This window comes from Pinirhizobacter sp. (assembly GCF_036499745.1).
In the GTDB taxonomy this organism is placed as follows: Bacteria; Pseudomonadota; Gammaproteobacteria; order Xanthomonadales; family Rhodanobacteraceae; genus Pinirhizobacter.
In genome coordinates this window covers 49916-73082 of record NZ_DASYDG010000048.1, presented here as the reverse complement: position 1 = coordinate 73082, position 23167 = coordinate 49916, and the positions used below count along the sequence as shown (strand labels likewise).

Here is a 23167-nt window from a genome sequence, read left to right as displayed (position 1 = left end):
TTGGACACGCTACGTATCCAGGCAAGACGCCCACACAATTCACCTGCGCACACTGTCAAAGATCGGTATCGCCGAACCGGCTTTTTTGCCGATTCCCTCAGGACGTTTCGTCCGAGGTGAGCCGCCCATTCTACATCGCTTATCGTGTCCGTCAACACCCCATTTTCACTTTCGAAGGGGTCCCGGCGGTCCGTCTTGCGACGTTGGGCGACTGCGGGCCGCGAATAATACGAAACGTGAAGTTTTTGGCAAGCGGTTGTTGCGAAGAAATTTCACGTTGTGCGCCAATCTACTGATGCACAACGAAATTTATTTTCAGGGAGCGACCAGCCGAACCCGGGCAAAGTTGCGTTTCCCTACCTGCAAGACCCCCTCGAAGCCGGGTTCGAAGACACGCTGGGGGTCTTCCACCACCTCGGCATCGATGCGCACCGCCCGTTCCTTCAGTTTCCGGCCCGCTTCGGAGTTGCTCGCGGTAAGACCGGCGGCGGTGAGCAAGGCGCCCAGGCGAAGCCCTTCGGTGGGCACCACGATGTCCGACAAGGGCAGCAGCGAGGTGTCTCCCTCTCCGCGCACCACCGCGTGCCAGCCGGCGATGGCCTGGTCGGCGGCGGCTGCATCGTGGAAACGCGCGGCGAGCTCGCGGGCCAGCTTGAGCTTGGCGTCACGCGGGTTCAGTGCACCGCTGGCGATGTCCGCCTTCATCACCGCGATGTCGTTCAGGCTGGTTTCGAAGCTCAGTAGTTCAAACCAGCGCCATAGCAGGTCGTCATCGATCTTCAGCGTCTTGGTGACGATGTCGATGGCAGGCTCGTTGATGCCGATGTAGTTGCCCAGCGACTTGGACATCTTCTGCACGCCATCGATGCCTTCAAGGAGCGGCATCGTGATCACGATCTGCGGTGGCTGGCCGTAGTGCTCCTGCAGGCCGCGGCCCATCAGCAGGTTGAAGGTCTGGTCGGTACCACCGAGCTCGACATCGGCCTTCAGGGCCACCGAATCGTATCCCTGCACCAATGGGTACAGGAATTCGTGGATGGCGATGGGCTGTTGCGCCGCATAGCGCCTGGCGAAGTCGTCGCGCTCGAGCATGCGCGCGACGGTGAGCTGCGAGGACAAGCGGATGAGGTCGGCCGCGTCCATCTTGCCGAACCACTCGGAATTGAAGCGAAGTTCGGTGCGCTTTCGATCGAGCACCTTGTACACCTGCTCGGCGTAGGTATCGGCGTTGGCCAGCACGTCTTCGCGGGTAAGCGGCTTGCGGGTGACGTTCTTGCCGCTGGGGTCGCCAATCATGCCGGTGAAGTCGCCGATCAGGAAAATCACCTGGTGTCCCAGGTCCTGGAACTGCCGCATCTTGTTCAGCAGCACGGTATGACCCAGGTGCAAATCGGGTGCCGTGGGATCGAAGCCGGCCTTCACGCGCAGCGGCCGGCCCGTTTTCAGCCTCGCTTCGAGCTCTTCGCGCTTGATGATGTCGGCGGCGCCGCGGCCGATGGTGGCCAGCGCCTGGTCGATCTCGTTCATCTTCTTCCTCAAGGTTTTCTAGTCGGCGGCCGTCAACCAAGTGAACGTCCGGTTAAGTGGATGTTAACCAAAAAAGTGTTGCAAATGCTTGATCGAAAAGGCGTTGACGCGCTTCTCACAGGACCGTTATGGTACGCGACAATCTTGTTGCAGCGGAATTTCGGGGCATGGCCGAAACGAAACGGATCGCGCACTCAGTGCGCCGCCAAGCGATCCGCCGTAAGGCGCAGCGTCGGCACTCCCATTTCTACGATCGTTGCGCGCATTGGACGTTGTTCAATCGCAACGCTTCGCACCAGCCGCTGAAGTGGCATCGCGAACGCTGGATCCTCGGTGGCCTGGCCCTGCTGGTGGTGGTGCTTTCCGGATTGGTGATTCCGGCCTGGGCAGGTGCCATGCGCACCAATCCCGTACCACCGGTACACGCGCTGCTTCCGCTCAGGCTGCCCATCGCGATCGATACGCCGCCCCCGCCGAAACTCTCCGAAGAATGGCGCAGCGTGCAGGTACAACCGGGCCAGACGCTTTCGGATATTTTCCAGACGCAGGGACTTACCCTCACCGACCTGCAGCATGTGATGGATGCATCGGATAACTCCCGCGCACTGCACCACATCAGCGTGGGCCAGGAATTCCAGTTCCTGATCGACGATCACAACAAGCTTGCAGGCATCCGCTTCGACCAGGACGAGAACAGCCGCGCCACCTTGCGCCTTGATGGCGACAAGCCGGTGCTTACCGCCGATGCGCGCGCGGTGGAAACGCGTGAACACATCGCCCATGGCGATATCGATGGTTCGCTGTTCGGTGCCGGTGCCAAGGCCGGCATGAGCAACGCGATGATCCTGAAGCTCGCCGAGGTCTTCAAATACGACATCGACTTCGTGCAGGACCTGCGCGTAGGCGATAGCTTCACCGTGATCTACGACGACGTGTACCGCGATGGCGCGTACCTGCGTGAAGGCGACATCGTCGCCGCGGAATTCATCAACCAGGGCAAGCACTACACCGCGTACCGCTTCCGCAACAGCGACGGCAAGTTCGGTTACTACAGCCAGGAAGGCCGTCCGCTGCAGGGTTCGTTCCTGCGCATCCCGGTAGACTTCACCCGCATCTCCTCGCAGTTCAGCGCCGGCCGCATGCATCCGATCCTGGGCACCATGCGCGCGCACAAGGGTGTGGATTACGCAGCCCCCACCGGCACGCCGATCCACGCCGCCGGCGATGGCGTGGTGAAGTTCAAGGGCTGGATGAACGGCTACGGCAACTTCGTGATCATCCAGCACAACAGCACCATCAGCACCGCCTACGGGCACATGTCGCGTTTTGCCAACATCAGGGTGGGACAGCGCGTGCAGCAGGGCAGCACGATCGGCTTCGTCGGCATGACCGGCCTCGCCACCGGCCCGCACCTTCACTACGAATTCCGTGTCAACAACGTGCAGCGCGACCCGCAAACAGTCACCCTGCCCAAGCCCGAGCCGCTGCCGGCTGTACAGCTGGCGAAGTTCCGCAGCGAAGTGGTGGCACCGCAGCTGGCCCGCATCAACGCGGTCACCAACAACGTGAAGATGGCCAGCGCAGCGCATACCGGCACCAACGGCAACGTGAATTAAGGGACTTATTTTGGGCGGTGGCCGCGAGCTCTACCTTGGCCTGATCTCCGGCACCAGCGCCGACGGCATCGATGCCGCGCTGGTCGCTTTCGATGGCGGCGCGCCGTCACTGGTGCATGGCATCACCCGTCCCTGGCCCGACGACGTCCGCGCCAGCGTGCTGGCGCTCTCGCAAGGCGAGAAGCACCTCGACCTGGATGCCTTCGGCCGGTTGGACGTGGCTATCGGCCATTGCTTTGCCGATGCTGCAAACGCCGTGCTGGTGGCTTCGGGCACCCATGCATCGCAGGTAAAGGCCATCGGTTCGCACGGCCAGACATTGCGCCATCGCCCCGGCGGGGACTACCCGTTCACCTTGCAATTGGGCGACCCCACGGTGGTCGCTGCCCACACGGGCATCGATACCGTGGCTGATTTCCGCCGCGCCGACGTTGCTGCCGGCGGCCAGGGTGCTCCGCTGGTGCCGGCCTTCCATGCCGTGGTGCTGGGCACGCCCGGTGAAACCCACGTGGTGCTGAACCTTGGCGGCATTGCCAACATCACCGTGCTCGGCCCCGATGGGGGCGTCGTCGGCTTCGATACCGGTCCTGCCAGCGCGCTGATGGACGCCTGGTTCCGGCGCCATCATGGCGGCGCTTACGATGCCGGCGGCAGCTTCGCTGCCAGTGGCAAGGTGGATGAGGCCCTGCTGGGCCGCTTGCTGGACGACCCTTACTTCGATCTTCCCGCGCCAAAAAGTACCGGTCGGGAGTATTTCCACCTGACGTGGCTTGATCCGCAGCTTGGTGCACAGGCCGCAGCGGATGTACAAGCCACGCTGCTCGAACTCACCGCGCGCAGCATCGCCCAGGCCATCGACCGCGATGCGCCGGCGGCAAGGCACGTGACCGCCTGCGGCGGCGGCGTGCACAACGCGGTGCTGATGCAGCGCCTGGCGCAGCTGATGCCCATGCGGAAGGTCGCCAGCAGCGGCGAAGCAGGCATCGATCCGGATTTCGTCGAAGCCATGGCCTTCGCCTGGCTTGCACGACGTTACGACCTGGATTTGCCGGGGAACCTGCCTGCGGTGACGGGCGCCCGCGGTCCACGCGTGCTGGGTGCGCTGCACCGGGCACCGCGCGACTGATCAGCCGCCGGCAGCGGCGGCTTTTCTTTCTTCGATGCCCGCGCGGCACAGTTCCTCGCGGGACGCCGCGGCCAGGGCGCACAGTGCTTCGTCGAAGGCGGCTTGCTCGCTGGCATCCCACGTGCCCGCCAACCGGGCAATGTCACCCGGAACTACCAGCATGTCGTTGAAGGTGTCGCCGGGACTCAAGCCCAGGCCGTACCGCAGGGCGTGCAGGATCACTTCGTTGATCGACCAGCGACGCTCACGCGCAAGCGACTTGATACGCTCGGCGGTTGCGTCGTCGATGTGTCTTACCACGATATCCGGCACGTGCGATTTCTCCTGCCCATGCCCCCTGTGACGTCAATTCTGCGTCAAGAGAGGCCCCGTGTCCAACCATCCGGGCGCGGAGGGCTTTGTCGGTCAGGAAGGCGGCGCTACCCGCCCCTGCCCGGCCTCGGGACTGTCAACCACGGCAAGCCCGGGCAGCTTTTTCCACAGCCACGCCAGCACCAGCAGGGTCGGTACGATCGACACCGTGCTGAGCACGAACAGGGCCGGGTAGCCCGAATCGCGTACCAGGAACCCGGAAAAGCCGCCGATCACCTTTCCCGGAAGGTTGGCCAGCGAACTGAGCAAGGCGTACTGCGTTGCGGTGAAGCTGCGGTTGACCAGCCCGGACATGAAGGCCACCAGCACGGGCCCGGCAAAACCCTGCGCAAAGTTATCGCCCGACAGCGTGGCCACGAAACTCCAGGTCTGCCCCGGGAACGACGCCATCAGCAGGTAAAGCAGGTTCGACACCGACACGCCGATGGCCGCCACCACCAGCAGCTTGCGGATGTCCATGCGGGTTACTGCGTAGCCGCCCAGGAGCGCGCCGACAATGCCGACGATCACGCCATAGACCTTCGACACCTCGGCGATCTGCGTCTTGGTGAAGCCGGCATCGAGGTAGAACGGATACGCCATCACGCCCAGCATCTGGTCCGGCAGCCGGAACAGGCCGACGAACACCAGCAGGCAGAAGGCCAGGCCCAGGCCGTAACGCATGAAGAAGTCCCGGAAGGGCCCGATGAAGCCCTCACGCACCGCGGTGGCGATGTCCTGCCGTTCGCGCACGCGGTGTTCGGGTTCGGGCACCACCAGCACGGTGACCAACGGCACCAGCAACACCAGCGCGATCACCGCATAGCCCATCTGCCAGCCAACGTTATCGGCCAGCAACAGGATGCCCGCGCCACCGGCGATCAGGCCGCCGCGGTAACCCAGCGTATAGGTGGCTGCCAGCGCGCCTTGCGCTTCGCGTGGGGCGATCTCCACGCGGTAGGCATCGACCACGGTGTCGATGGTGGCACCGGCGAAGGCCGCCAGCAGGGTGACCGCCATGAAGCGTGCCAGCGACACGTCGGGCGGCATGCAGGCCATGCCGATGAAACCACCTGCCAGCACCACCAGTGCGAACAACAGCCAGCCACGCCTCTGGCCCAACCGGCAGAACAGCGGCAGGCGCAGGCGGTCCACCAGCGGCGCCCAGAGGAACTTGAAGTTATAGGTGAAGGTAACGAAGCTCGCCAGGCCGATCGCGCCGTAGTCGATGCGCGATTCCTTCAGCCATGCCGACAGGCTGTTTCCCACCAGCAAAAACGGGATGCCCGAGGCAAAACCGAAGAACAGCATGGTGATCGCGCCCGGCTGGGCGAAGGCCTCGCAGATGCCGGCAAGGCCCTTGTAACCGCGGTTGATCACTTGATGTCGTAGTCCACGATGTACGGCGCGTGGTCTGAGAACCGCTGTTCGCGGTAGATCGAGCAATCGCGCAGTTTGTCCTTAAGCGAAGGCGTGACCACCTGGTAGTCGATGCGCCATCCCACGTTGTTGGCGCGGGCCGCGCCGCGGTTGGACCACCAGGTGTATTCCATGGCGTCCGGCTTGAGCGCCCGAAAGCTGTCCACCCAGCCACGGTCAAGGAACAAGGTATCCAGCCATGCGCGTTCGGCGGGCAGGCAGCCTGAGTTCTTCTGGTTGGATGTCCAGTTCTTGATGTCGTTCTTCGTGTGCACGATGTTCCAGTCGCCGCACAGTACGTAATCGCGGCCGGAAGCCAGCCATTCGTCCAGGATCGGCAGCAGCCATTCCATCACGCCGAACTTGTAGCCCTGGCGCAGGTCGCCGGAGGAACCGGAGGGTATATAGAACGACACCACGCTCAGGTTGCCGTAGCGCGCCTCGATGTAGCGTCCTTCGCAATCGAAGTCTTCACGCCCAAGGCTGGTGAGTACAGTGTCGGGCTCGCGCTTTGAATAGATGGCCACGCCGCTATAACCCTTCTTGCTGCGGGCATCGTGGTAGAAGCAGTGGTGTCCGTCGGGACGGAATTGCGGGTCGGAAAGCTGGGCTTCCTGTGCCTTGGTCTCCTGCAGGCAGACCACATCGGCATTTTGGGTACGCAGCCAGTCGAACACGCCCTTGGTGGCGGCCGAGCGGATGCCGTTGGCGTTCAGGGAAATGATGCGCAATGGATTGATCCGTAGTGACCTGCGCCCATCATAGCAATCGGCTGGCCGCGACCTCGGGGGCCGCGATAGCATGGGGTTCTTTGCCGCATGCGAGAGCCGAAATGGAAGCCTACCAGCGCGATTTCCTTGACCTCACCCTCGAGCGCGAGGTGTTGCGCTTCGGTCGGTTCGAACTGAAGTCGGGCCGCATCAGCCCGTACTTCTTCAACATGGGGCGCATCGATTCAGGTTCCGCCCTCGCCCGCTTAGGGTCCGCCTATGCGGCGGCGGCGCTGCGTGCCGATGTCGGCTTCGACATGTTGTTCGGCCCGGCCTACAAGGGGATTGCCCTGGCCGCGGCAACCGCCATCGCGCTGGCCACCAACCACAGCCTGGACCTGCCCTGGGCCTATAACCGCAAGGAGGCGAAGGACCACGGTGAAGGCGGCATGCTGGTGGGGGCCGAGCTCAAGGGCCGGGTGTTGATCGTGGACGACGTGATGACCGCCGGCACCGCCGTGCGCGAGTCGCTGGATCTGATCCGTGCCCAGGGAGCCACCCCGGCCGGCGTGTTGATCGCCATGGACCGCCAGGAGCGCGGCAAGGGCGAACGCTCCGCCGCGCAGGAAGTGGCTGCCGACCACGGCATCCCGGTGATCGCCATCGCCAGCCTTACCGACGTCATGGCCCTGGCCGGCGAGCGGCCGGAACTTGCCGCCCACCGATCCTCGCTAGAGGAATATCGCCGGCAATACGGGGTGGTGTGACGCTTTCGGGCGGCTATACTCGCCCGCAGGAGGGAATTCATGCGCCGATCGTTTCGTCTTGCCCTGTCGCTCGCGCTTTGCGCGGCGGCCACGCTGGCCTTTGCCCAGAAGGGCCCCTCGTTCCGCTTCAAGTGGAAAGACGGCGCGGGGCTGGCCCACTACAGCGACACGCTTACCACCGATGCCCTGAAATACGGCTACGACGTGGTGAACGATGCCGGCTTGGTGGTGCAACATGTCGACCGCCAGCTCACCCCCGAGGAACTGGCCGCAGCCAAGCGCGCGGCCGATGCCAGGGCCGTGCAGGACGCCAATACCCGGAACCAGCGGCAGGCCGATGCGCAGATGCTCGCGGCCTACCCCGACGAAGCCTCGTTCACCCAGGCCAAGCAGGCGGAAATGGATTCCCTCGACCAGACCATCCGCACCACCCAGGGCAACCTGACCAGCCAGGAAAAGGCGCTGACCGACCTCCTGCAGCGCGCCGGCGACCTGGAACGCGCCAACCAGCCGGTGCCGAAGTTCCTGAACGACAGCATCGCCGGGCAGCGCACGACGGTGTCGGCCATCCGCAGCACGCTCGAGCGCCAGCAGGCCAACCGCGCCAATGCGCAGCTGAAGATGGAAGGCCAGGTGCGCCACTACCGCGAACTGCGCAAGGCCCAGCAGGAACAGAATCCGGCCGGGCAATAACGCGCGGCGCAACTAGCCTAGAACGGCAGCGCCAGCTTCGGATCGACCTTCCGCAGTTCCGTGCGGAACACCGTCTGGATGCGTTCGAGCGCCACGGCGTTATCCGCGTCGAAGCGCATCACCAGCACCGGCGTGGTGTTAGACGCCCGCACCAGGCCCCAGCCATCGCTCCAGTCAACACGCACGCCGTCGATGGTGGTCAGGCGCGCATCGGGACCGAAGTCGGCCTTCTCGCGGAAGGTCTCGACGAAGCGGTGATGGGCACCTTCGGCCATCGGCACCTTCAGTTCAGGCGTTGACACGCCCTTGGGCAAGGTGGCGAACACTTGCGTGGCCGTGCGGCCTTCCACATCGCTGGCCAGGATCTCCAGCAGGCGTGCGGCGGCGTAGATGCCATCGTCAAAGCCGTACCAGCGTTCGGCGAAGAAGAAATGGCCACTCATCTCGCCGCCCAGCTGGGCGTCGGTCTCGCGCATCTTGGCCTTCATCAGCGAGTGCCCGGTGCGCCACATCAGCGGTACGCCGGCGGCTTCCTGGATCACCTTGCGCAGGTGACCGGTGCATTTGACGTCGTAGATGATGGTGGCGCCCGGGTGGCGCTGCAGCACATCCTGGGCAAACAGCATCAGCAGGCGGTCAGGGTAGATGATCTCGCCTTCGCGGGTGACCACGCCAAGGCGGTCGCCATCGCCATCGAAAGCCACGCCGAGGTCGGCCTGGTATTTCTCGACGACGAGCTTGAGATCCTCGAGGTTCTTCGGCTCGGATGGATCGGGATGGTGGCTTGGGAAGGTGCCGTCCACTTCGCAGTACAGCGGCACCACCTCGCAGCCGATGCCCTCGAGCACGCGCGGGGCGAGGTTGCCGGCAATGCCGTTGCCGCAATCCACCACCACTTTCAGGGGACGCTCGGCCTGCACATCGGAGGTAATGCGGTCGATGTAGTCGTCGGAGATGTCCATCTGGCGCAGGTTGCCGCCGCCGGCATCGGAGAAGTTCTTCGTCACCATGCGGTCGTGCAGCGCCACGATGGCTTCTTCGGCCAGGGTTTCACCACCGATGACGATCTTGAAGCCGTTGTAGTCGGGCGGGTTGTGGCTGCCGGTGACCGAAACACAACAGCCGGTGTTGAAGCGGAAGGCGGCGTAGTAGATCACCGGCGTGGGTACCGCGCCCACGTCGATCACATCCACGCCGGCCGCGCGCAGGCCCTCGGCCAGCGCACCGGCCGGTTCCGGGCCAGACAGCCGGCCATCGCGGCCGATGACGATCTCGTGCAGGCCCTGCTCGCGCATGCTGCTGCCGATGGCGCGGCCCAGCAGGCGGGCGAAGTCGGCCGACAGGCCTTTACCGACCACGCCGCGGATGTCGTATGCACGGAACACATCGCGATCGATCGCGATGTCCTCCGACGGCGACGGTGCGGCAACGGCGGCGGCAACAGCTCGGCGCGGCGGCGTCTTCGGCGCCTCTTCAGGAGGAAGGTCGCGCAGGGCTTCGGCCAGGGTGGGCTCGGCAAGCTCCGCCCTGGTCGGCGCCCTGCCCTGGCGACGCGGTAACCACAGCAAGGCCACGCCACCGCCCAGGCACAACAAGGCCAGCACCATGGCGAACGGCCACAGGTGCGGCAGCACGATGTAGGCACGCGGCATGTTCGCGGCAATCCAGAACGCGCTGCCACGGATGCGCACGGGAGGACCCGCAGACGCGGAGCCGGCGGAACCGGAAGACAGCAGCATGAGGTCGGGGCCGTCCTGGCCCTGGCGAAGCTCGATGCGCCCGGAACCGGGCCCTGCCGATTCGAAAGCCTGGCTGATGCCATCGAAGGGCAACTCCAGCCACACCCAGCCACGCACGCGGTCGGCGTCGCGCACGGCGGCCACCATGGTCACCTTGCGATGGGTGCCGTCCGGGTTCGTTGTCTGCACCGGCGCGATGTCACCCGCCGACAGCGCCGCCATCAACTGGGCAGCCTTGGCGTAGCCGAACTCCCGGTAGTTCGCATGCAGGACATCGTCCTGGTTGCCGGCGAACACGCCGACATGGCTGGCACCGGGCAAGCGGGCCTGGATCGATGCCGCCGCTGCAGCGTGATCATCAATGATCGCCACGAGTTGCGGATCGCGCAGCACCTGCATCACCTGCTCACGCTGGGTGGCCACGGCGCGGGTCACGGCCTCGGCCACGGAGGCCTGGGCGGAAAGCACGCTTTCCGCGGCACTGCCTTCGCTGGCGATCAGCCAGCCCTGCCAGGCAGAAAAGCCGGCACCAAGGAACAACAGCGTCGCCGCTGCCACCACCAGCAGGCGCAGCGCACTACCGCCACCTGCGTTATTCCCCGTCGCCTTGGCCATCACCCCTCCCCGAAAAACCAATCCCGTCGTTACCCGACGCCCGTGGATCCGAACCCGCCTTCGCCCCGCAGCGATGGCGCAAAGGAGTCCACGACACGCAAAGATGCACGACCCACCGGCACCAGCAACAGCTGGGCAATGCGGTCGCCGGGGTTGATGGTGTACGGAATCGCCGATCTATTCCAGCAGGAGATCATCAACGGGCCCTGGTAGTCGGCATCGATCACACCTACCAAGTTGCCCGTGACCAGTCCGTGCTTATGGCCCAGGCCCGAACGCGGCACAATCAGGGCGCACCAGCCCGGGTCGCCGATGTGAATGGCAAAACCACTTGGGACCAGGGCCGAGGCACCCGGGGCCAGCTCCAGCGGACCATCCACGGCAGCGCGCAGATCCATGCCGGCGCTGCCATCGGTGGCGGGTGTGGGCAGGGGAATGACATCGCCCACGCGCGGGTCCAGCACCTTCAGTTCAATGTCGATCAAGCGGCGGATCCCTTCTTTTTATAGTGGTCGGCCACCAGGGCCATCAGATCACGGGCCAGTTGCGTCTTCGGCGCCAGCGGCAGGGCCTGGCTGCCACCGGGCCAATACACATTCAGGGCATTGTCCGCGGCCTCGAAACCCCGGCCGCCGCCCACCTCGTTGGCCGCCACCATGTCCACGCCCTTGCGCGCCAGCTTGCCCTGCGCATATCCGGCAACTTCCCGGGTTTCGGCGGCGAAGGCTACCAGGAAAGGCCGGCCAGATAGTTTGGCGAGATCGGCAATGATGTCGTCGTTTTCGGTGAGGTCCAGCACGAGCGGCTTGCCTTCCTGCTTCTTCAACTTGTGCTCGGCCATGTGCGCCGGGCGGTAATCCCCCACGGCGGCGGCACCTATATAGATGTCAGCACCGGATGCCGCTGCCAGCACCGCCTCGTGCATCTGGCGTGCGCTGCGCACGTCCACCCGATCCACGCCCCAGGGCGTACCCAGGCCCACGGGGCCTGCCACCAGGGTCACCCGCGCACCCGCCTCGCGGGCGGCCGCGGCCACGGCAAAACCCATGCGTCCGGAACTGCGGTTGCCGATGAAGCGGACCGGGTCGATGTCTTCATAGGTGGGCCCGGCGCTTACCACCACATGCTTGCCGGTGAGGTCGCCTTCGTTGAAGGAAGCCAGCAGCGCATCGCGCAGGTCGTGCGGCTCGAGCATGCGGCCAGAGCCGATATCGCCGCAGGCCTGGTCACCGGCGTCCGGCCCCAGCATGCGCACGCCGCGCGAAGTGATGGTGTTGACGTTGGCCTGCACGGCGGCATTGGCCCACATCTGCTGGTTCATCGCCGGCGCCACGTACACCGGCGCGGCGGTGGCCAGGCAGGTGGTGGTGAGCAGGTCGTTGGCGATGCCGTGCGCCAGGCGGGCAATGAAGTCGGCCGAGGCCGGGGCGACGATCACCCGCTGCGCCCAGCGAGCCAGTTCGATATGGCCCATGGCGCCCTCCGCCGCTTCATCCCACAGGCTCACCCGTACCGGCTGGCCGGAGAGCGCCTGGAAAGTGGTGGGGGTGACGAAGCGCGTGGCGTTTTCGGTCATCACCACGCGGACCTCGATGTCGTGGTCGAGCAGGCGGCGGATGAGTTCGCAGGTCTTGTAGGCGGCGATACCGCCGGTGACTCCGACGAGGACACGGCGCTGGGGGTGGGACATGACGCGAGGGCCGGTGGTGATGAGGGGAGATAGCTTAGCCCAAGCGTGGACGAAGGCCTCGATTGCCATTTATTTCCCCGTCTTGCCCGATATTACTTAACTGTTGTTAGAAGTAATCGAAATTGTCGTTCAAACCGTTGCTTACACGTAGGGGAATTCCTACTCTCACGCTCCCTCACCCTGAGTCTGATCATGCGATCCCTTCGTGCTGCACCAACTTGCATGGTTGTGATCGCCCTCGCGTGGACGTCGGCTATTGCTGCACTGCCCGCCGACGCCGATCAGGCAGTAGCGAAGGTATTGGCCCGCGCGAACGACCGCGTTGCCGCAGGGGAAAGCCCGGATGAAGTTGAAGCCTGGCTGGGAACGCAGCTCAAGCCGTTCAAGGCGACGCCGAGACCGCCCGATTGGGATGTGTATGGCGCCGCCCGATGGCGATCGTTGGAAGGGAACCCGGGTCCTGTACTGGGCACTCCGGCTCCGACAACGCGGTAGCCGCCCGCGCTTATTCCAATTCATCCACCGGGCCGCCGGACGCGGCCTGATCACGTAGGGAAACATCATGATCCACTCGGCCTCGTTCTGGCATTCGCCTCGCCTTCGCCGCGCTGCACGTCTTGGCCTTATCGCCTCACTGGTTGCGCTGGTGCTGGCGCAGCCGGCGTTTGCACAGCTTGATATCTCGTCGAAGGCAACCACGGCGGTCAACGCGATCAAGAACGGCGTGAAGTTCATCCTGGTGGTGGCGGTATTGGGCTCTGGCGTGCTGGCAGCCTTTGGCCGCATGAGCTGGACCACCGTGGGCCAGGTACTGATCGGCTCGATCATTGCGGGCCTTGCCACCGAAGTGGTTGACGCCCTGTACCAGGTCTGACGTATGTCTGGGCTTAGGAACGACCCGCTGTTCGGCGGTCTTACCCGACCGGCCACCATGCTTGGACTGCCGATCGAGGCCTTGCTTGGCATCTTCATGCTGAGTGTCGTCGGATTCCTGGTGGCCGGACTGATCAGCGACGACATCTTCTACAAAGTTGCTGCCCTCGGCATGGGTGCCGTGTTCTATGGGCTTGCACGCCTGCTATGCGCCCGCGACGCTCGTGCATTCCGGTACATGGCACTGCAGTTGCGAACCAAAGGACTGCATCGGACGCGCTCACGATGGGGCTGCGGCTCTTACGCGCCCGTCGGATTCCGCCGCCACTAAGCCACCAGGACAACCATGCCGTTCGAAAGTCGCTCACTGATCCAGGCCTCCCGCGCCGCCGCTGAACACGTGCCGTATTCGGCGATGGTTTCGCGGCACAACATCCGCACCCACGACGGTGATCTGGTGACCACCATTGCCGTCACCGGCGCCGCGCACGAAGCTGCCGATGATGACGATATCCAGGGATGGCACGACGCGTTAGTGGGTCTGGTCAGGAACATCGCCGCCGAAGACATCGCACTGTGGACCCACACCGTGCGTGAGCCGATGAACCGTTATCCGGATGGTGATTTCCAGGATAACTTCGCTGGACGACTCAACAGCCGATATCGGCAAAGCCTGTCCGGCTTGCAGATGATGGTGAATCGCCACTATGTGACCTTGCTGATCCGGGCGCCTGGCAGGAAAGCACGCTGGTTGAGTGGCGAGAAGCGAACGATCACCACGCTTCTGGAAGGGATTGCCGAGAACAATCTGCGCATGGACGAGCTTGCCGATACCTTCCTGGCGGGCCTGTCGCGCTATGGCGCACGCCGGCTCGAGGTATACGAACGTGAGGGCCTCGTCTGCAGCGAAACACTTGAGTTCTTTGCCAGCTTGATCAACGGTGAGTACCAGCGCATCCCGGTACCGCGCGGCAAGCTCAGCACCTCGCTCGGTACCACACGGATGTCCTTCGGTGTGGATCAGTTCGAGGCTCGCACGCCTGCGCATACATCGATCGGCGCCATGCTGGGCACGGCCGCCTACCAAGTGGAACGCACCGAGCCTGGGCACCTGAACGTGATGCTAACGCTTCCCTTCCCGTTCGTGCTTACACAAAGCTTCGCCATGTTCGGTCGCCAACGGGCGATGGACGCCCTGAAGAAACAACAGCGTCTGCTGGTCAATGCCCAGGACGCTTCGTCATCGCAGATCGACGATATCAACGCCGCGCTGGATGACCTGGCTGCGAGCCGAGCCATCTTCGGCGAGCACCATGTCAGCGTGTGCGTGCGAGCAGACACGCAAAAAGCCCTGAACGACCGGATCGCCGCAACCCGCTCAGTGCTCAGCGACGCCGGTTTCCTTGCCGTGCGCGAGGACGAATGCATCGAAGCAGCGTTCTTCGCCCAGTTGCCAGGCAATTTCAGCCTGCGCCCGCGTCCGGCGCCGATCAGTTCCAGCAATATCATCGGGTACACCGGCTTCCATAATTATCCGCATGGCCGGATCGACGGTAATCAGTGGGGCCCGGCACTGAGCTTGCTGAAGACCACATCGGGCACCCCGTTTTACTTCAACTTCCATTTACCACCGACCTCGCGAAAGGGCGTAAACGAGCGCGACGTCGACGACCGTGTACCAGGCCATACGCTGATCCTCGGCCCCACCGGAGCCGGCAAGACGGTGATCCAGGCGTTCATGCTGGCCCAGGCGGAGAAATACAAACCTACCGTCTTCACCTTCGACAAGGACCAGGGCCAGGCGAACTTCGTGCGCGCTATGGGTGGAAAATACGCCACGCTGCGCAACGGCGAACCCACCGGGTTCAACCCTTGCAGCATGCCCGACACACCGGCCAACAGGCTGATGCTGCAGGCACTGGTCAAGCGTTGCATCGTGGGAGACGACGAAACGTTCCGTTTCTCGCCCACGCGCGAGCGCGAGGTGAAGGACGCTGTGGATGGCGTGTATGCCATGCCGTTCGAAGTACGCCGGTTCTCAGCCATCAGGGAATTCTTCGATCCCACCGACCCCAATGGCAATTCGGCACGTTTCGCCAAATGGTGCGAGGGTGGTGCCCTGAGTTGGCTGATGGACAACCCGCGCGACCTGCTGGACTTCGAGCACGGCCGCCATTTCGGCTTTGACGTCACCGACTTCCTGGAGAACGACCAGACACGTACGGTGACGGTGATGTATTTGTTCCACCGCATGGAATCGCTGATCGACGGGCGCCGCTTCATCCTGAACATGGATGAGTTCTGGAAAATGCTGATGGACGAGTACTTCGAGGGCAAGGCGCTCGATGCGGTTAAGACCTACCGAAAGCGCAACGCGCTGGCCCTGTTCGGCACGCAGAGTCCTGCTGACGTGCTGCGCTCAAAGATCAGCCGGCAGCTGATCGAGCAGTGCGTAAGCCAGTTGTATCTGCCCAATCCCAAAGCCCGCCGCGAGGATTACATCGAAGGTTTCAAGCTCTCCGAGCGGGAATACGAGATCGTCCACCGCGACATGGTGGAGGCGAATACCCGTGGCTTCTTGTTCAAGCAGGGTGCGCATTCCACGGTCTGTGAGCTGAACCTGCGCGGCTTCGATGATGAGCTGGCGATCCTTTCGAGCACAGCCAGCAGCGTGGAACTGAGCGAGCGCGCGATCGCCGCCGCAGGCGATGAGCCTGATGACTGGATGGAAGTATTTCACCGGCTGCGCCGCGAGCGCAGCTGAACCGCAACGCCAAGGAAGACAATCATGAACAATAAGAGCACCACGATCCTGGCCGCCAGCCTGCTGGTCATGCTGTCCACGACCGCACCGGCCCAAGAGGCTGAGTCCTCAAGCGCCATTCCACGCAACTGGCGCGAAACGTTGAACGTAGTCAATGGAAATAGCGCTGCATCCGAAGCTGCACGAACGATGCGTGATGAGGCTCTCAAAGCACGCAATTCCCAATTTGACGGCGTCTCCCCCATCAACGATGCGATGGCCAACGCCCAGCTTGAGGGCGCGGCGGCGAGGAGCGGAATCAATGCAGCCGTCATCGACGCAGGCGAGGGACGTGAAGCGCGCCTTAAGGAGATCGAAGACGGTTTGAGCAAAGCCGAAGACGGGGAGGATCTGGCCGAACTCAACGCGCGCGCCCAGATTGAAAACGGCCGCATGCTGAACGAACTTCTCAAGCTTCAGGCAGCCAACCAGCTAATCGAGACGAAGACGACTAACGCGACCGACGAGACCATGCGTTCGCTCGGCTTGCAGATGGACTACGGCGATTAACAACCCCGCTGTCACCACGCCCCACCAAACCACCAGGAGCCACCGATGGCCGGAGTCGCAGAAGCACTGTTAACGGATATTCAAACTCTGATGCTCGACCAGGCGTTTGTGCTGTCCGGGGCCGTGATGACCGTGATCCAACCCATCGTGCAGGCGCTACTCGTGGTCTATGTGTTGCTGTGGGGCGTGACAGTGGCATCCGGCCGGAGTCAGGAGCCATTTGGCGACGGGGCTCGGCGGGTTCTGCGCATCATCTTCATCGTCCTTCTTGGTTTTACAGCCGATGGCTATAACAGCGAGGTATGCGAGATATTGTTCAACCTACCCTCGACCGTCGCAGCCGGAATGATCGGTGATGGTGGCGACACCAAGGGCATCGCCCAGGTGCTGGATAAAACGATGGGAGAGGGCATGGACATTGCCTTGGGCTTCATGCGGGATTTCTCGATCTGGTCGATTGGTCAGGGGATAAGGAACATCGCCATCGGCGCAACCTTGGCATTGCTTACTATCATCCTGGTGGGCATTGCCATTGCGTTCATCTATATCGCCTATGTGGCGATGGGGATCCTTCTGGCGATAGGACCGTTCTTCATCATGCTGCTCATCTTCGAGCAGACACGACGCTTCTTCGACGGATGGCTGGGCCAGATGGTGACGTTCGGTGTGCTTTTCCTGCTCGTCGCCGCCACAGCAATCATCTGCTTCGAAGTTCTTGAGCAATTCACCCGCGACGGCCACGGGGCCAACGTTGGTCAGGTTCTGAAAATCATGGTGAGTTTCTTGTGCATGATCGCTGTGATGGTGCAGACGCGCACGATCGCTTCGAGTATCGGCGGAGGCGTCGCCATGCAGACACAGTCGGCCGTTGGCCGGGTGATGAACGTCGCCACGGGCGGTGTTCGTGGCGCGGCGGGGCGCGCGGCCTCTGCGGTATCCGGCGCTGGCCGCATTGCGGGTGGGGCCTCGTCATTGGCAAGGGGCGGCACACCGGTAGCTAACCGCGCACGCCAGACTTTCAAGTAAACGTTAAAAAGGAACCTCCCATGCCAAGGACTCTGGCCACCATTGCTTTTGCGCTCGTATCGACCCTGCTGATAGCCGGTTGCTCAGGACTTCAGAAGGCGCCGCGTTGTAAGGGGACCTACCAGCCACTCAACGCGCCGGAGCATTACCTTCCCGGCAAGGGGCGCACATCGTGACCACGCGCGCGGTGGACGCGTTCGCCGACGCCTCGGCCTTCTGGGAAGCCAGCGAGGTGGCACGCTCTCGCCGTAGCGAGCGGACAGCGTGGATCTTCGCGGGCATGGGCCTGGCATGTGGACTGGCGGCCTGCATCGCGGTGGCCTTGCTGACCCCGCTCAAGACCGTCGAGCCATTCGTCGTCCGTGTCGACACCAGCACCGGTGGCGCGGACATTGTCTCCCGCCTGGACGAAACGACAGTGAAGTACGACGAGGCCATCGATCGCTATTTCCTGGCGCGGTATGTCAACTATCGTGAGGAATATTCGGGGAATCTTGCATATCCGAACTACGAAGCGGTATCCCTGATGTCCACCCGCCAGGCCGGCCAGGCCTACTACGCGGTGATCAATCCGAAGAACCCCGACTCGCCCTCTGCTGTGTACAAGAAAGAAGGCGTCGTGGAAGTCGGCATCGTTTCCATCGCGTTCCTGCCCAACCACGTCGCCCAGGTGAGATTTACCCGAACCGAGAAAATGGCGAATTCCGAACCACGTGGTTCGCACTGGATAGCCACGATCTCCTACCAGTACGTCAAGGCGTCGATGGATGCGAAATCGCGCCTGGTGAACCCGGTGGGCTTCCAGGTCACCGATTACCGACTCGACCCGGAAACCACGGCGGTAACGAAATGACCTATCTTCGCTCCTCCATCCTTTGCCTGGCACTGCTTGCCGCCGCAGGCGCCCAGGCCGAAAGCGTACCGGCTAGCGGGAACTTCGACGCTCGCATCAAGGAAGTGCAATACAACCCCTCCGACGTAGTGCGCGTGGTAGGTCATTACGGCTATTCCACCGACATCGAATTCGCTGCCGGCGAGACCATCAAGAACATCGCGCTGGGCGATACGCTTGCATGGGACGTTGCCCCGGCCGACAACCATCTGTTCGTCAAGCCCCGAGAGGACAACGCTGCCACGAACATGACGGTCATTACCGACCGGCGCATCTACCAGATTGCGCTGGACGCGCGCCGCACGGCGCGTACTGGCGGCAAGTCCAGCCACGTGTACTTCCTGGTTCGCTTCCGCTATCCGGAGGACGATGCCGCACGCATGACCGCCGAGGCGAAGGAACGCGAGACCGTGGCCCGACAGCGCCAGGTGGAATCGGCCTTGCGCAAGAAGCCCGACGTGCGCAACTGGACCTACTACGCCTGCGGCGACAAGGCTTTGTGGCCAGCCGAAGTATTCGACGATGGCCGCTTCACCTGGATGCGCTTCCCTGCTGCCCAGCAGATTCCCGCCGTCTTCGAGATCGGGCCGGGCAAGGCCGAAAGCGTTGTCGATGGCGCCATGGAGGGTGAGTACTACGTGGTGCATCACACGGCAAAGCGCTTCGTCCTTCGCCAGGGCAAGGCCGTGGCCTGCGTGGAGAACCGCGCCTACAATCGGTATGGCATTGCCACTCCCACCGGCACGCGTAGCAGTGAGATTGAACGCGTGGTGAAGAAGGTCGAGGCCAACGGGGCCGTGACGACCCAGGGCGCGCCCCGCCCAGTTATTTCGCCACCGATAAGTCCTATCGTGATTGATCCGGCGCTCATCACGCCGACAGTTCGGCCCCTCGCCGAACCGGCGCCCGACGTCGAAGCGCCCAAACCGACCCGGCAGGAACGCCTTCGCGCCCGGCAAGGAGCAACGCCATGAAGCCGGCTCCCGAGGCAACGACCGACGACGACCAGCAGGCTCGCGGTATCCCGCAGGTCGGTGGCAAAAAGAAGGGAAACCGGTGGACGACACTGCTGGTGGTAGGCGCGAGCGCAGTGTTGATCATGGCGCTGGGCAGCAAGGTTGCGATCGATCGTCTTCGCAACCGCGACCATGACGCGAACGACAAGACGCTCCAGCGCGGGCTGCCAAACCTGGCTCGTGGCGCCTTCGATGCCAACGATCTGAAGCCGCCGGTGGTGGTCAAGCCGCCTGACGAACCTGCGGCGGCCACGCCAGCTCAGGTCAAGGCGAAAGCAGTCCATGACGACCTCGCGGAGCGGCGCAAGCGAGCACCGCTGATTGCCCTGGGCGGAAAGGCAGGCGGCGCATCAGGGTATTCAGGTACGGCAAATAACCAGGGCGTAGCCGACGACAGTCGCGGTTCACTCGGTGGCGCGTTGCAGGCTACGCAAAGGGCAGCAGCGCGCGGCTACCAGTTGAGGGATCCGTCGCTAACGATTACCCAGGGTGCCTTCCTCGACTGCACGCTGGTCACGGCGATCAACAGCACGCTGCCGGGCATGACCACCTGCGTGCTCAGCCGCGACGTGTTCTCCACGGACGGCCGCACCTTGTTGCTTGAACGCGGCTCCCGTCTGGTCGGCCAGTATCAGGCCGGTCAGATACGCCAGGGAATGAAACGCATCTTCCTGCTGTGGACGCGCGTGCAGACACCCCAGGGCGTATTAGTAGATCTTGACTCACCGTCGGTGGATTCACTCGGACGCTCGGGTGTCGACGGCAAGGTCAACAATCACTTCTGGGAACGTTTCGGCTCGGCAATGCTGGTATCGGTGGTCGACGACGTCGTGCAGGCGGCCCTGCAGAATCAGCAGCAGGCCAGCAACGGCGGCACTTCGATCAGCTTCAACAACACCGGACAAGCCACGCAGAGCGCGGCGGCAGTGATTGTCCAGAACACGGTGAATATCCCACCCACACTTGATAAGGCCCAGGGCTCCCGCATCGGCGTATTCGTGGCGCGCGACCTCTACTTCGGCGATGTCTATCAGCTGCGTCAGAAGTCCGGCCTTCCATGAAACCGGACCATGCGGCAAGCACGGCGATAACTGCCGTAGAAACCTACCTGCGCCCCATCCGCCACCTGCTCGCCGGCGACGTCACCGAAGTCGTAGTCAACCGCCCTGGCGAAGCCTGGACCGAAGGACGCGAAGGCTGGCTGCGCCACGACATGCCCGAACTCACCTTCGACCACCTGCGCATGCTGGCCAAGTTGATTGCCACTTCTACCCAGCAGACCATCTCGGAGAACGCCCCGGTGGTCTCGGCCGCGCTGCCATCGGGTGAGCGCGTGCAGGCTATCGTGCCGCCCGCGGTGCCCCAGGGGACAGTGAGCCTGACCATCCGAAAGCCTTCCAGCCTTCGGCTCACCCTTGATGACTACGAACGCAGTGGCGCGTTCGAGGCGGTGGACATTGGCGACCATCGTCGCGGTGCGCATGAAACCGAACTTCTGCAGTTGCTCGATGCAGGGAATATCCGCCGGTTCCTCGAGCTCGCGGTCGCTTCGCACTTGAATATCGTGGTATCCGGTGCGACGGGCTCCGGCAAGACCACCATCATGAAAACCCTGGTGGATCTGATCCCCGCCAGCGAGCGACTGATCACGATCGAAGACACGCCGGAACTGGACATCCGCAACCAGCCCAACCACGTGCGTTTGTTCTACTCCAAGGATGGTCAGGGTGTCAGCAATGCGACGCCGAAGCTTCTTCTTGAATCGTGCCTGCGAATGAAGCCCGACCGCATCCTGCTGGCAGAGCTTCGCAGTGACGAAGCTTTCTATTTCATTCGAAACGTCAACTCCGGTCATCCGGGCTCGATCACTTCAGTGCATGCCACCAGCCCCCGCCTGGCCATCGAGCAGCTGATGCTGCTGGTCAAGGAATCGGCGGGCGGCGCGCATCTTTCGCGGGAGGACATCAAACAGCTGCTCTACATGCTGGTGGATATCGTCATTCAGTTCAGCGTGGTCGACGGACGTCGCCGCGTTACGGGAATTTATTATGAGCCAGACCGCAAGCGCGCCAGCCTGGGTTAAGGCGCTGATGGTGTTGGCCCTGCTCGCACTGGCCTGCGTGGCCTGGCTGTACCTCGCCGGCCACGCATACGTTTGGCTGGCCTTCGGCAAAGACGGCACCGAGGCGACGCTGCTGACATGGCCGCGCTACTGGATGGCCTACAGCGACCTGCCGGCAACGAAATCGCACCTACTCAAATCCGCCCTCGGAGCCACGGTAACCTGCCTGGCACCGTTGGCCATGTTTTTCATCAAGCCGCAGCGGAAACTGCATGGCGAGGCACGGTTCGCTACCCGTGCCGACGTCCGCAAGGCAGGCCTTCTCAACAACGAAGGCGACGGCGTGATCGTGGGCCGCCTCGGCAGCACTTTCCTTACTGCCGGTCTTCGCGACTATCCGCACATCATGCTTGCCGCACCCACGGGGTCGGGCAAAGGCGTGGGCGTGGTGTTGCCGAACCTGCTCAATTACAACCATTCGGTGATTGTGCTGGATATCAAACAGGAGAACTGGACCCTCACCGCCGGTTTCCGCCAGCAATGCGGCCACGAGGTGTACCTGTTCGACCCGGCATCCAGCAGTCGGCGCACTCATCGCTGGAATCCCCTGGCCTATATACGCGACGACCCGGGCCTGCGCGTGGACGATGTGCAGAAGATCGGCAACATCATCTTTCCTGATGTGCCGGGCACCGATCCCATCTGGACGGCCAGCTGCCGCTCGCTGTTCCTGGGCCTGGTGTTGTATGTGTTCGAGACGGAAGGTAAGGTGCGCACGCTTGGACAGGTAGCGCGCGAAGCTTTCGGCGACGAAAACGCGCTATCCGCCGCGCTGGCCGCGCGGTACGACGAAGGGCGACCGCTTTCGCCTGCTTGCGAAAGCGCCTTGGCCGACTACCTCAATACATCCGAGACCACGCGTACATCGATCCGCAAGACGTTCACCTCGCGTTTCGAATTGTTCCTCAATCCAATCATCGATGCCGCCACGGCCGATAACGATTTCGATCTGGAATCGCTCCGCAAGCGGCGCATGAGCATCTACATCGGCATTACCCCCGATAACCTGAGCCGTATGGCGCCCATCCTCAATCTGTTCTTTCAGCAAGTGGTTGATCTCAACACGCGCGAACTCCCCGAGCACAACAAGGCGCTGAAGTACCAATGCCTGCTGATCCTGGATGAGTTCCGGAGCCTGGGAAAACTCCCGCTGATCGTCGAAGCCATCGCCTTCCTCCGCGGCTACGGGCTGCGCCTGCTTCCGATCTTCCAGTCGCCCGGACAGGTGCGCGAGGTATACGGCAAGGATGCCGCCGAATCGTTCTTCCAGAACCACGCGCTTCGCATCAGTTATACGCCGGCGGATTTCGAGACGGCCAGCGAGATCAGCCGCGAGTTAGGTAACAACACGGTGCGCAGTGAATCGCTCTCGCGCCCCACGGCGTTCGGCCAGGGCCAGCGAAGTGTCAGCGAATCGGAGCAGTCGCGCGCGTTGCTGCTGCCCCAGGAGGCCCTGGCCCTGGGCAAGGATGAGGTGCTTTTGTTCCCCCGGGGGTTTCGCCCTATACGCGCAACGAAGATCCGCTGGTACCAGGAAGCGATCTTCAAGGAGCGCGTACTGAAGCCACCGGAGGTACCGGTGGCGCCTTTCCCGTCTCCATCCTATTCCGATGCACAGCCGGCGCCCTCTTCGACGGTATCCGCACCGGCTTAAGCCGTCGTCCTATCCACC

Annotated in this window: 21 protein-coding genes; 14 read left to right on the top strand and 7 right to left on the bottom strand. The window is 63.2% G+C overall.

The features are described from left to right. Positions 1-315 precede the first annotated feature (315 nt). Positions 316-1527, bottom strand: a complete 1212-nt coding sequence (tyrS, locus tag VGM61_RS16600; protein WP_331523994.1) for a tyrosine--tRNA ligase — start codon at positions 1525-1527, stop codon at positions 316-318. Positions 1528-1694: 167 nt separating this feature from the next. On the opposite strand from tyrS, the gene VGM61_RS16595 reads away from it, so the two are divergent. Further along, complete coding sequence (locus VGM61_RS16595; RefSeq protein WP_331523993.1) at positions 1695-3143, top strand: OapA family protein; 1449 nt, start codon at positions 1695-1697, stop codon at positions 3141-3143. A gap of 10 nt (positions 3144-3153) precedes the next feature. Next, entirely contained in the window at positions 3154-4269 is a 1116-nt protein-coding gene (locus VGM61_RS16590; RefSeq protein ID WP_331523992.1) for an anhydro-N-acetylmuramic acid kinase, read from the top strand. Here VGM61_RS16590 and VGM61_RS16585 read toward each other — a convergent pair whose 3' ends face one another. From VGM61_RS16585 to VGM61_RS16575, 3 genes are all read right to left on the bottom strand, one after another. Beyond that, positions 4270-4581 (bottom strand): hypothetical protein, encoded by a 312-nt coding sequence (locus tag VGM61_RS16585; protein WP_331523991.1) that lies wholly within the window; start codon positions 4579-4581, stop codon positions 4270-4272. Positions 4582-4674: 93 nt separating this feature from the next. Continuing rightward, a complete protein-coding gene (locus VGM61_RS16580) occupies positions 4675-6000 on the bottom strand; it encodes an AmpG family muropeptide MFS transporter (protein WP_414694907.1) in 1326 nt (441 codons plus the stop codon). Continuing rightward, positions 5997-6770, bottom strand: coding sequence for an exodeoxyribonuclease III (locus VGM61_RS16575; RefSeq protein ID WP_331523990.1), 774 nt, complete (start codon positions 6768-6770; stop codon positions 5997-5999). The genes VGM61_RS16580 and VGM61_RS16575 overlap by 4 nt, the downstream gene beginning before the upstream one ends. Before the next feature lie 101 nt (positions 6771-6871). Between VGM61_RS16575 and pyrE the strand changes: the two genes are divergently transcribed. Then, positions 6872-7516: an orotate phosphoribosyltransferase gene (gene pyrE / locus VGM61_RS16570; protein WP_331523989.1), complete on the top strand. Its 645-nt coding sequence runs from the start codon at positions 6872-6874 to the stop codon at positions 7514-7516. A gap of 39 nt (positions 7517-7555) precedes the next feature. Then, entirely contained in the window at positions 7556-8209 is a 654-nt protein-coding gene (locus tag VGM61_RS16565) for a DUF4124 domain-containing protein (protein WP_331523988.1), read from the top strand. Positions 8210-8226: 17 nt separating this feature from the next. Here the strand turns inward: VGM61_RS16565 and VGM61_RS16560 are convergent, their stop codons facing one another. From VGM61_RS16560 to coaBC, 3 genes are read right to left on the bottom strand one after another with little or no spacing between them, the layout of a single operon-like run. Beyond that, positions 8227-10563 carry a phosphomannomutase/phosphoglucomutase gene (locus VGM61_RS16560; RefSeq protein WP_331523987.1) on the bottom strand — a complete coding sequence of 779 codons (2337 nt, stop codon included), beginning with the start codon at positions 10561-10563 and terminating at the stop codon, positions 8227-8229. A gap of 29 nt (positions 10564-10592) precedes the next feature. Further along, positions 10593-11048: a dUTP diphosphatase gene (dut, locus tag VGM61_RS16555; protein WP_331523986.1), complete on the bottom strand. Its 456-nt coding sequence runs from the start codon at positions 11046-11048 to the stop codon at positions 10593-10595. Continuing rightward, positions 11045-12253, bottom strand: a complete 1209-nt coding sequence (gene coaBC / locus VGM61_RS16550) for a bifunctional phosphopantothenoylcysteine decarboxylase/phosphopantothenate--cysteine ligase CoaBC (protein WP_331523985.1) — start codon at positions 12251-12253, stop codon at positions 11045-11047. The genes dut and coaBC overlap by 4 nt, the downstream gene beginning before the upstream one ends. 562 nt (positions 12254-12815) lie before the next feature. Between coaBC and VGM61_RS16545 the strand changes: the two genes are divergently transcribed. The 10 genes from VGM61_RS16545 to VGM61_RS16500 all read left to right on the top strand — a co-directional run bounded on the left by VGM61_RS16545 (position 12816) and on the right by VGM61_RS16500 (position 23149). Further along, positions 12816-13127, top strand: coding sequence for a TrbC/VirB2 family protein (locus VGM61_RS16545; RefSeq protein WP_331523984.1), 312 nt, complete (start codon positions 12816-12818; stop codon positions 13125-13127). Between the two features lie 3 nt (positions 13128-13130). Further along, a complete protein-coding gene (locus tag VGM61_RS16540; protein WP_331523983.1) occupies positions 13131-13457 on the top strand; it encodes a type IV secretion system protein VirB3 in 327 nt (108 codons plus the stop codon). 15 nt (positions 13458-13472) lie between these two features. Then, positions 13473-15890 (top strand): VirB4 family type IV secretion/conjugal transfer ATPase, encoded by a 2418-nt coding sequence (locus VGM61_RS16535; RefSeq protein ID WP_331523982.1) that lies wholly within the window; start codon positions 13473-13475, stop codon positions 15888-15890. A 24-nt stretch (positions 15891-15914) separates the two neighbouring features. Beyond that, complete coding sequence (locus VGM61_RS16530; protein ID WP_331523981.1) at positions 15915-16439, top strand: type IV secretion system protein; 525 nt, start codon at positions 15915-15917, stop codon at positions 16437-16439. A gap of 45 nt (positions 16440-16484) precedes the next feature. Continuing rightward, complete coding sequence (locus VGM61_RS16525; protein ID WP_331523980.1) at positions 16485-17465, top strand: type IV secretion system protein; 981 nt, start codon at positions 16485-16487, stop codon at positions 17463-17465. 172 nt (positions 17466-17637) lie between these two features. Continuing rightward, entirely contained in the window at positions 17638-18318 is a 681-nt protein-coding gene (locus tag VGM61_RS16520) for a virB8 family protein (protein ID WP_331523979.1), read from the top strand. Then, positions 18315-19331, top strand: a complete 1017-nt coding sequence (gene virB9 / locus VGM61_RS16515; protein ID WP_331523978.1) for a P-type conjugative transfer protein VirB9 — start codon at positions 18315-18317, stop codon at positions 19329-19331. Before VGM61_RS16520 ends, virB9 begins: the two co-directional genes overlap by 4 nt. Further along, the gene (virB10, locus tag VGM61_RS16510) at positions 19328-20434 is read left to right on the top strand and encodes a type IV secretion system protein VirB10 (protein ID WP_331523977.1); all 1107 of its coding nucleotides are present in this window, start codon (positions 19328-19330) and stop codon (positions 20432-20434) included. Before virB9 ends, virB10 begins: the two co-directional genes overlap by 4 nt. Further along, complete coding sequence (gene virB11 / locus VGM61_RS16505) at positions 20431-21456, top strand: P-type DNA transfer ATPase VirB11 (RefSeq protein ID WP_331523976.1); 1026 nt, start codon at positions 20431-20433, stop codon at positions 21454-21456. Before virB10 ends, virB11 begins: the two co-directional genes overlap by 4 nt. Next, positions 21422-23149, top strand: coding sequence for a type IV secretory system conjugative DNA transfer family protein (locus VGM61_RS16500; RefSeq protein WP_331523975.1), 1728 nt, complete (start codon positions 21422-21424; stop codon positions 23147-23149). Before virB11 ends, VGM61_RS16500 begins: the two co-directional genes overlap by 35 nt. Positions 23150-23167 lie beyond the last annotated feature (18 nt).

Bases quoted from the DNA above. Each gene is read 5' to 3' on its own strand.
- VGM61_RS16525 (WP_331523980.1), top strand. From the start codon at position 16,485: ATGGCCGGAGTCGCAGAAGCACTGTTAACGGATATTCAAACTCTGATG.
- VGM61_RS16500 (WP_331523975.1), top strand. From the start codon at position 21,422: ATGAGCCAGACCGCAAGCGCGCCAGCCTGGGTTAAGGCGCTGATGGTG.
- coaBC (WP_331523985.1), bottom strand. From the start codon at position 12,253: ATGTCCCACCCCCAGCGCCGTGTCCTCGTCGGAGTCACCGGCGGTATC.
- VGM61_RS16565 (WP_331523988.1), top strand. From the start codon at position 7,556: ATGCGCCGATCGTTTCGTCTTGCCCTGTCGCTCGCGCTTTGCGCGGCG.
- VGM61_RS16530 (WP_331523981.1), top strand. From the start codon at position 15,915: ATGAACAATAAGAGCACCACGATCCTGGCCGCCAGCCTGCTGGTCATG.
- VGM61_RS16595 (WP_331523993.1), top strand. From the start codon at position 1,695: ATGGCCGAAACGAAACGGATCGCGCACTCAGTGCGCCGCCAAGCGATC.
- VGM61_RS16545 (WP_331523984.1), top strand. From the start codon at position 12,816: ATGATCCACTCGGCCTCGTTCTGGCATTCGCCTCGCCTTCGCCGCGCT.
- virB11 (WP_331523976.1), top strand. From the start codon at position 20,431: ATGAAACCGGACCATGCGGCAAGCACGGCGATAACTGCCGTAGAAACC.
- tyrS (WP_331523994.1), bottom strand. From the start codon at position 1,527: ATGAACGAGATCGACCAGGCGCTGGCCACCATCGGCCGCGGCGCCGCC.
- pyrE (WP_331523989.1), top strand. From the start codon at position 6,872: ATGGAAGCCTACCAGCGCGATTTCCTTGACCTCACCCTCGAGCGCGAG.
- virB10 (WP_331523977.1), top strand. From the start codon at position 19,328: ATGAAGCCGGCTCCCGAGGCAACGACCGACGACGACCAGCAGGCTCGC.
- VGM61_RS16560 (WP_331523987.1), bottom strand. From the start codon at position 10,563: ATGGCCAAGGCGACGGGGAATAACGCAGGTGGCGGTAGTGCGCTGCGC.
- VGM61_RS16540 (WP_331523983.1), top strand. From the start codon at position 13,131: ATGTCTGGGCTTAGGAACGACCCGCTGTTCGGCGGTCTTACCCGACCG.
- virB9 (WP_331523978.1), top strand. From the start codon at position 18,315: ATGACCTATCTTCGCTCCTCCATCCTTTGCCTGGCACTGCTTGCCGCC.
- VGM61_RS16535 (WP_331523982.1), top strand. From the start codon at position 13,473: ATGCCGTTCGAAAGTCGCTCACTGATCCAGGCCTCCCGCGCCGCCGCT.